The 6626-nt window shown below is 73.8% G+C and carries 7 protein-coding genes; 6 read left to right on the plus strand and 1 reads right to left on the minus strand.

Going from position 1 to position 6626, the window contains the following annotated elements; genetic code table 11:
* Positions 1-36: 36 nt before the first annotated feature.
* Both O4J56_RS04410 and O4J56_RS04415 read left to right on the plus strand, forming a co-directional pair.
* Positions 37-834: an NADPH-dependent F420 reductase gene (locus tag O4J56_RS04410; RefSeq protein WP_270683776.1), complete on the plus strand. Its 798-nt coding sequence runs from the start codon at positions 37-39 to the stop codon at positions 832-834.
* A gap of 200 nt (positions 835-1034) precedes the next feature.
* Entirely contained in the window at positions 1035-2522 is a 1488-nt protein-coding gene (locus O4J56_RS04415; RefSeq protein WP_270683777.1) for an FAD-dependent monooxygenase, read from the plus strand.
* Between the two features lie 30 nt (positions 2523-2552).
* Here O4J56_RS04415 and O4J56_RS04420 read toward each other — a convergent pair whose 3' ends face one another.
* The gene (locus O4J56_RS04420) at positions 2553-2837 is read right to left on the minus strand and encodes a YiaA/YiaB family inner membrane protein (RefSeq protein WP_270683778.1); all 285 of its coding nucleotides are present in this window, start codon (positions 2835-2837) and stop codon (positions 2553-2555) included.
* Positions 2838-3249: 412 nt separating this feature from the next.
* On the opposite strand from O4J56_RS04420, the gene O4J56_RS04425 reads away from it, so the two are divergent.
* The 4 genes from O4J56_RS04425 to O4J56_RS04440 all read left to right on the plus strand — a co-directional run bounded on the left by O4J56_RS04425 (position 3250) and on the right by O4J56_RS04440 (position 6491).
* Complete coding sequence (locus tag O4J56_RS04425; RefSeq protein WP_270683779.1) at positions 3250-3915, plus strand: ABC transporter ATP-binding protein; 666 nt, start codon at positions 3250-3252, stop codon at positions 3913-3915.
* Positions 3912-4688 carry an ABC transporter permease gene (locus tag O4J56_RS04430; protein WP_270683780.1) on the plus strand — a complete coding sequence of 259 codons (777 nt, stop codon included), beginning with the start codon at positions 3912-3914 and terminating at the stop codon, positions 4686-4688. Before O4J56_RS04425 ends, O4J56_RS04430 begins: the two co-directional genes overlap by 4 nt.
* 289 nt (positions 4689-4977) lie before the next feature.
* Positions 4978-5895: a metalloregulator ArsR/SmtB family transcription factor gene (locus tag O4J56_RS04435; RefSeq protein ID WP_270683781.1), complete on the plus strand. Its 918-nt coding sequence runs from the start codon at positions 4978-4980 to the stop codon at positions 5893-5895.
* Positions 5892-6491 (plus strand): dihydrofolate reductase family protein, encoded by a 600-nt coding sequence (locus O4J56_RS04440; protein ID WP_270683782.1) that lies wholly within the window; start codon positions 5892-5894, stop codon positions 6489-6491. The genes O4J56_RS04435 and O4J56_RS04440 overlap by 4 nt, the downstream gene beginning before the upstream one ends.
* Positions 6492-6626: the final 135 nt, after the last annotated feature.

Below are 6626 nucleotides of genomic sequence, written 5' to 3' on the forward strand. Positions count from 1 at the left end.
GTCTACGCCGCCCGCAACGCCCGCCGGGGCGCGAGTGTGGATGCGAGGCCGACGGCGCGCCCGGGACGGACGGGTCGGCGCCGAACACCCACGTCGAAGGAGGGGTGCACTGTGAGCACCATCGGACTGATCGGAAGCGGCAACATCGGGGGCACCGTCGCCCGCCTGGCGGTCGACGCCGGGTACAAGGTCGTGCTGAGCAACCGGCGCGGCCCCGACACCCTCAAGGACCTGGTGGCGGACCTCGGGCCGTCGGCCACCGCTGCGACACCGGCCGAGGCGGCCGCCGCCGGGGACATCGTGGTCGTCACCATCCCGCTGGAGGCCTACACCTCGGTGCCCGTGGCCGAGCTGCGCGGCAAGACCGTCATCGACACGAACAACTACTACCCCGAGCGCGACGGGCGGATCCCGGAGCTGGACAGCGAGGCCACGACCACCAGCGAGCTGCTGCAGGCCCACCTGCCGGAGTCGAAGGTGGTGAAGGGCTTCAACAACATCTACTTCGTGCACCTGCGCAACCTGGCCCGGCCGGACCTGGCGGCCGGGCACGCGGAGCGGTCGGCGCTGCCAATCGCCGGGGACGATGCCGGGGCGAAGGAGGAGGTGACCCGGCTGATGGACGCGCTGGGCTACGACGCCGTGGACGCGGGGCCGCTGTCGGAGGGGTGGCGCTTCCAGCGGGACACGGCCGCCTACGTGACCCTGTACATCGGGGAGGGCTACGACACCCCGGGCCCGAACAAGGAGTTCGACGCGGGCCCGGGCGCCGTGGCGTCGGCGGACAAGGTGCGCGAGGGCCTGGCCCGGTCCAAGCGCTACCGGGACGTCTGACCAGCCGGAAGGGCCGGACGGAAAAGCGGTGGAGCCGGACACGGCCGGGCCGGTAGCTTGCCGGGGACGGCCGCGACTCCACCCCGGGAGGTGAGACCCATGAACGCAGCACGGGTGCTCCCCTTCCGGTCGCGGCCGGGCGGTTGAGGTAGGTCGCCGGGAGCGCCTTGACGAAAGGGCGCTCCCGAAAGGCGACACCCATGGAACACCACCGCCCCGCCCACGACGTGATCATCGCCGGGTGCGGCCCCACCGGCGCGGTGCTGGCCGCCGAACTGCGACTGCACGGCGTGCGGGTCCTCGTGTTGGAGAAGGAGACCGAGCCGGTCTCGGCGGCCCGCATCGTCTCCCTGCACATCCGCACCCTGGAACTGATGGCGATGCGCGGGCTGCTGGACCGCCTCATCGAACACGGAAGGCGGCGCCCGGTCGGCGGCTCCTTCGCCGCGATCGCCGAGCCCGCACCCGAGGACCTGGGCTCCGCATACGCCTATCAGCTCGGCATCCCGCAGCCGGTCGTCGTCGGCCTGCTCGAAGAGCATGCGGCCGGGTTGGGCGCGCGGGTGCAGCGCGGCCGCGCGGTCGCAGGTCTGGAGCAGGATGCGGAGGGCGTGACCGTCGAGACGGCCGACGGCGAACGGCTGCGCTGCCGCTACCTCGTCGGATGCGACGGCGCGCGCAGCACGGTGCGCAAGCTGCTCGGCGTCGGCTTCCCCGGCGAGCCCTCGCGGACCGAGACGCTGATGGGCGAGATGGCGGCGGACGCGCCGCAGGAGGAGATCGCCGCCAAGGCGGCCGAGGTCAACGAGACCGACAGGGCCTTCAGCTTCAGGCCCATCGGCGAGGGAGTCTACCGGGTCGTCGTCTCCGCCGCGGAGGTCGGCGGCGGCCGGGCGGAACCGCCCGGCGCCGACGAGTTCGCGCGGCGGCTTCGCGCCGTGGCCGGAACCGACTTCGGCGTGCATTCGGTGCGCTGGTCGTCCCGCTTCGGGGATGCCACCCGGCTGGCCGACCGCTACCGGGCCGGGCGGGTGCTGCTGGCCGGGGACGCGGCGCACATCCACCCGCCCACCGGCGGGCAGGGGCTCAACCTGGGCGTCCAGGACGCCTTCAACCTGGGGTGGAAGCTGGCCGCGCAGGTCCGCGGCCGGGCGCCGGGAGACCTGCTGGACACCTACGGGGCCGAACGCCGACCGGTCGCCGCGGACGTCCTGGACAACACGCGTGCACAGGGGGTGCTGATGTCGACCGATCCGGGTCCGCGGGCCGTGCGCAGGCTGGTCACCGAGCTCATGGGCTTCGATGCGGTGAACCGCCACCTGTTGGAGAAGATCACCGCGACCGGCGTGCGCTACGACTTCGGTGTGGGCCCCGACCCGGTCGGCCGCCGCATGCCCGATGTCGACCTGGAGCACGGCAGCCTGTACGACCTGATGCGCGGCGGGCGCGGCCTGCTGCTCGACCGCACCGGGCGCCTGGCCGCCGACGGCTGGGCGGACCGGGTCGACCACGTCGTGGACCCCGCCGTCGCCCTCGTGGAGGCGCTGGATGCGCCGGGCGTCCTGCTGCGCCCCGACGGGCACGTGGCGTGGGTCGGCGGCGACCAGGGGGACCTGGAGGGCCACCTGGCCCGCTGGTTCGGCGAGCCCGCCGACCGACCGCGCCCCGATCTCCGAAGGAGCCGGTGAGGACGGCCGGGCGGCCCTCCGGCCGGGCAGTCAGTTCTTGGTGTAGGCGTGCTGGTTGCCGGAGGAGTAGGCCTGGACCTGCTCGGTCCAGGCCGCGATGGCGGTCTCCTCCTGCCGGTCGCGGATGACCTTGGCGAGGGTGAACGTCGAGGTGATCACGAAGAGCAGCGCCATGCCCAGGAACGCGCGCATCCACACGTCGACGGGCAGCAGGGCCACACCGGCGCACATGCCGAGGCTGGAGACGCCGAAGGCGATGACGGACTGGAGGTAGAAGGCGGGGGTGACCTTGGTGTTCACGGGGGGTGTCGTCATGCCGCCAGGATGCCCCGCGCGCGGGCCGAGGGGATGAGTACGCGTACTCAACCGCACTGAGCGGCCACTACCGTCCTGGGCGAGCGCGTCCCCGGCCCGGCCCTGGGGGACGGAAGGGCGGCCACCGCGTCTCGGGATCGCGGACCGGTCAGGTGGTGAAGGACGTCGGTCCGGGCGCCCCCGGACCGACCGCACCTCGCCGTGGGGGCATCGCGTCCGGGGCGGAGCGAGGAGAGTCCGCTCGGTGGACCCCGCAGCCCGAGCGCCTCTCCGACCACCGGCGCGCCGGCCGCCTGTGGCCCGGTCCTGCGTCTGCGTGGTGGACGGCACGGCCGCCGCCCCGGCTCCAGGACCGCCCGTGGTTTCATGACAAGCCGTATTCGGGGCGGACGGAACAAGGGAGTGTGCGGGCGTGCCGTTCTCCATGACCGATGTCGGATTCGACCGGAAGGGGACCCCCCTACTCGACGGAATCGATGCCGATGTCGGCCAGGGGCGGCTGACCGTCGTCACCGGCCCCAGCGGCGCCGGAAAGTCCACGCTGCTGCGCCTGCTCAACCGGCTGGCCGACCCCACTCGCGGGCACCTGGCCTTCAACGGCCGCCCCCTGCACGAGTTCGACGTGCTCGCCCTGCGCCGCCGCGTGGTGCTGGTCGCCCAGCACCCGGTCCTGCTCACCGACGACGTCGCCGCCGAACTGCGCGTCGGGCGCCCTGACCTCGACCCGGCGGACGCCGCCGACCTCCTCGGCCGCGTCGGCCTCCCCGAAGAACTCCTCCACCGCCCCACCGCAGGCCTGTCCGGGGGCCAGGCCCAGCGCCTGTGCCTGGCGCGCGCCCTGGCACTCCAGCCAGAGGCGCTGCTGTTGGACGAGCCCACCAGCGCGCTGGACTGGGCCGCCGCTGAGGTCGTGCTCGACCTGGCCCGCACCCTCACGGCCGCCGGGACCAGCGTGGTCGCCGTGAGCCATGACCGCCGCTGGGTGCGCGCCGCCGACTCCGCGCTCGTCCTCGATGGCGGCCGCCTGGTCGAGCACGGGCCGCCTGAGAGCCTGGACTACCTGCCGGAGGGAGCATGACCGCGGCACCGTCGTGGGGCGCGGTCGCGCTGTGCACCGTGTTCGTCGTGCTGGCCGTGGGCCTGGCCCACGCCCGGCGCCTGGCCCTGACCCGGGAGCTGCTGTGGGCGGCGGCCCGCGCCGCGCTGCAGTTGGCCGCCGTCGGCGCGGTGCTGGGCGCGGTGTTCTCCGTGGCCGGGGTGCCCGGGTCCCTGGCCTGGGTCGGCGCGATGGTCGTGCTGGCCGGGCAGGTGGCCGGGTACCGCGGGCGCGGTCTGCACCGCGCGCGGCTCCTGGCCACGGTCGCGATCGCCGTGGGCAGCACCGCCACGCTCGGCCTGCTGCTGGCCATCGGCGTCATCGAGCCCGTCCCCCAGGCGGTCGTCCCCCTGGGCGGCATGATCGTGTCCGGGTCGATGCAGGCCGCCACGCTGTCCCTGCGCCAGGTGCGGACCGCCATCGACGAGGCGCGGCCCGCGATCGAGGCGCGCCTGTGCCTGGGGCTGAGCGCCCGGCAGGCCTTCGCGCCCCACACGCGTTCGGCCGCCCGCACCGCGCTGATCCCGGCGATCGACGCGACCAAGGTCGTGGGCCTGATCAGCCTGCCGGGGGCCATGACCGGCCTGATCCTGGCCGGCGTCGCCCCGCTCACCGCCGTCCGCTATCAGATCATCGTGATGTACATGCTGCTCGGCACCAACACCATCGCCGCCGTGCTCACCACCTATCTCGCCCAGTTCACCGCCTTCGACGCCGCGCACCGGCTCCGTCCGACCCAGGCGCCCGAGGAGTGAGGGGGCACGCGGATAGGCGGTCGCGCCGCAGGGGAGGCAAGCCTCGCGCCCCGTCGCCGACCGCCGCCCTCATGTCGTTGATCTCGGGAAATTGGCCCCTAACGGCGTCCCGGTAGCGTCGTTCGCCCCGAGATCAACGCCGGGCACACCCGCCTGTCCGCGTGGGCCCGGAGCCGAACGCCTACGGCCCCCGCCGCCCGTTGCGCCTGCATGCCGCGCGAGCGGGCACCGGCATGCCTCCGAACATATTCCTTGACAAGAATATTCTCTGCGGAGAATACTTAGCTCCATGGACGCACTCCTCTCCGCACTGGCCGACCCCGCGCGGTGGCGGCTCGTGGGCCTGCTGGCCGAACGCCCCCGCCCGGTCGGCGTCCTCGCGCGGCTCGCCGGGGCGCGCCAGCCGCAGACGACCAAGCACCTCCAGGCCTTGGAGCGGGCGGGCGTGGTCACCTCGCAGCGCAGCGGCACGCGCCGCATCTACGCCCTGGACCCGGCCCCGCTGCGTGAGCTGGCCGGCGCGCTCAACCGGCTGGCCGACACCGCCGAACAGGCCGGGGGCTCCTACGAGACCTACGGCCGCTACGAGGACAGCCTGCGCGCCGAGCGCGCCGCGGCCGGAGAGCCGGGGTGGGCCGACGGCCGCACGTTCACCTTCCACCGCGCCCTGCCCGCCCCGCCCGAGCGGGTCTGGCGGCACCTGACCGAGGCCGACCTGCTCGCCCGCTGGTGGACCCCGGACGACCTGCGCGTCAGCGAGCTCGTCTTCGACGCGCGGCCGGGCGGGCGCATCGTGCACGCCTACCGCGAGGCCGAGGACACCGACGGCTCCGACCCGGTCGCCGGGTACGCGCAGGGGACGGTGGAGGAGGTCCGCCCCGGCGAGCGCCTGGTCTACCGGGCCTCGCCGATGCTCGCCGACGGCACCCCGGCCTTGACCGCGCACGTGGAGCTGGTCCTCGCCCCGACTCCGGCCGGTACCGACCTGGACGTCCGCTTCCGGGTCGCCGACAGCACCGTGGAATCCGCGGACTTCATCGCGGGCGTCGAACTCGGCTTCGGCCAGAGCCTCGACAAGCTCGCGGCGGCCGTCGCCGCGGAGCCCGACCCCCGGCCCGGACCCACCGGACCCACAGGGCTCACAGGTCCCAACGAACCCCGACCGCAGAACGCACCGCACCCGCACGACACACGGAGGACGACATGACCCGCCCCACCGGCCGCAGAGTCACCGCCAACCTGGTCCTGAGCCTCGACGGCCGCTACAACGGCCCCGGCGGCCCCGGAGACTTCGCCGCGTTCGCGCCCTACGTCAGCTCCGAGGTCTCCCGCAGGCAGATGTCCCGCATCTGGCCGGAGGCGACGACGGCTCTGCTCGGCCGCCTCAACGCCGAGGGGTTCATGGCCTACTGGCCCCAGGTGGCCGAGGACGACGCCGCCGACCCCCACGACCGCGGATACGCCAAGTGGCTGGTCGACACCGAGAAGGTCGTCTTCTCCACGACGCTGTCCGACGCGCCCTGGGAGCGCACGCGCGTGGTCAATGCCCCCGCCGCGGAGGTCGTCTCCTCCCTGAAGGCCGAGGGCGGGGGCGACATCCTCGCCAACAACAGCTCCAGCATCATCAAGCCGCTGCTGGAGGCCGACCTCGTGGACCGGCTGTACCTGCTGGTCGTCCCGGAGATCGCCGGGGGCGGGCAGCGCCTGTTCGAGGACGGGCTCCCGGCCACCAAGTGGGGCCTCGCCGAGCAGGAGGTGGGCGCCTCGGGCGAGATCGCCCTCGTTTACGACCGCGCGCGCTGAGCGCGTCGCACGGCCCCGGCAGGGCCCCGTGTTGATCTCGGGAAATTCGCCCCTACAAGCGCGGTTTCAGCGTCGCTTGTCCCGAGATCAACATTGTCCGGCCACGGGGCCTCTTGCTATGCGGCGGAGGCCCCG

It is taken from the genome of Nocardiopsis endophytica (assembly GCF_027706725.1).
In the GTDB taxonomy this organism is placed as follows: domain Bacteria; phylum Actinomycetota; class Actinomycetes; order Streptosporangiales; family Streptosporangiaceae; genus Nocardiopsis_A; species Nocardiopsis_A endophytica.

Bases quoted from the DNA above. Each gene is read 5' to 3' on its own strand.
- O4J56_RS04415 (WP_270683777.1), top strand. From the start codon at position 1,035: ATGGAACACCACCGCCCCGCCCACGACGTGATCATCGCCGGGTGCGGC.
- O4J56_RS04420 (WP_270683778.1), bottom strand. From the start codon at position 2,837: ATGACGACACCCCCCGTGAACACCAAGGTCACCCCCGCCTTCTACCTC.
- O4J56_RS04430 (WP_270683780.1), top strand. From the start codon at position 3,912: ATGACCGCGGCACCGTCGTGGGGCGCGGTCGCGCTGTGCACCGTGTTC.
- O4J56_RS04435 (WP_270683781.1), top strand. From the start codon at position 4,978: ATGGACGCACTCCTCTCCGCACTGGCCGACCCCGCGCGGTGGCGGCTC.
- O4J56_RS04440 (WP_270683782.1), top strand. From the start codon at position 5,892: ATGACCCGCCCCACCGGCCGCAGAGTCACCGCCAACCTGGTCCTGAGC.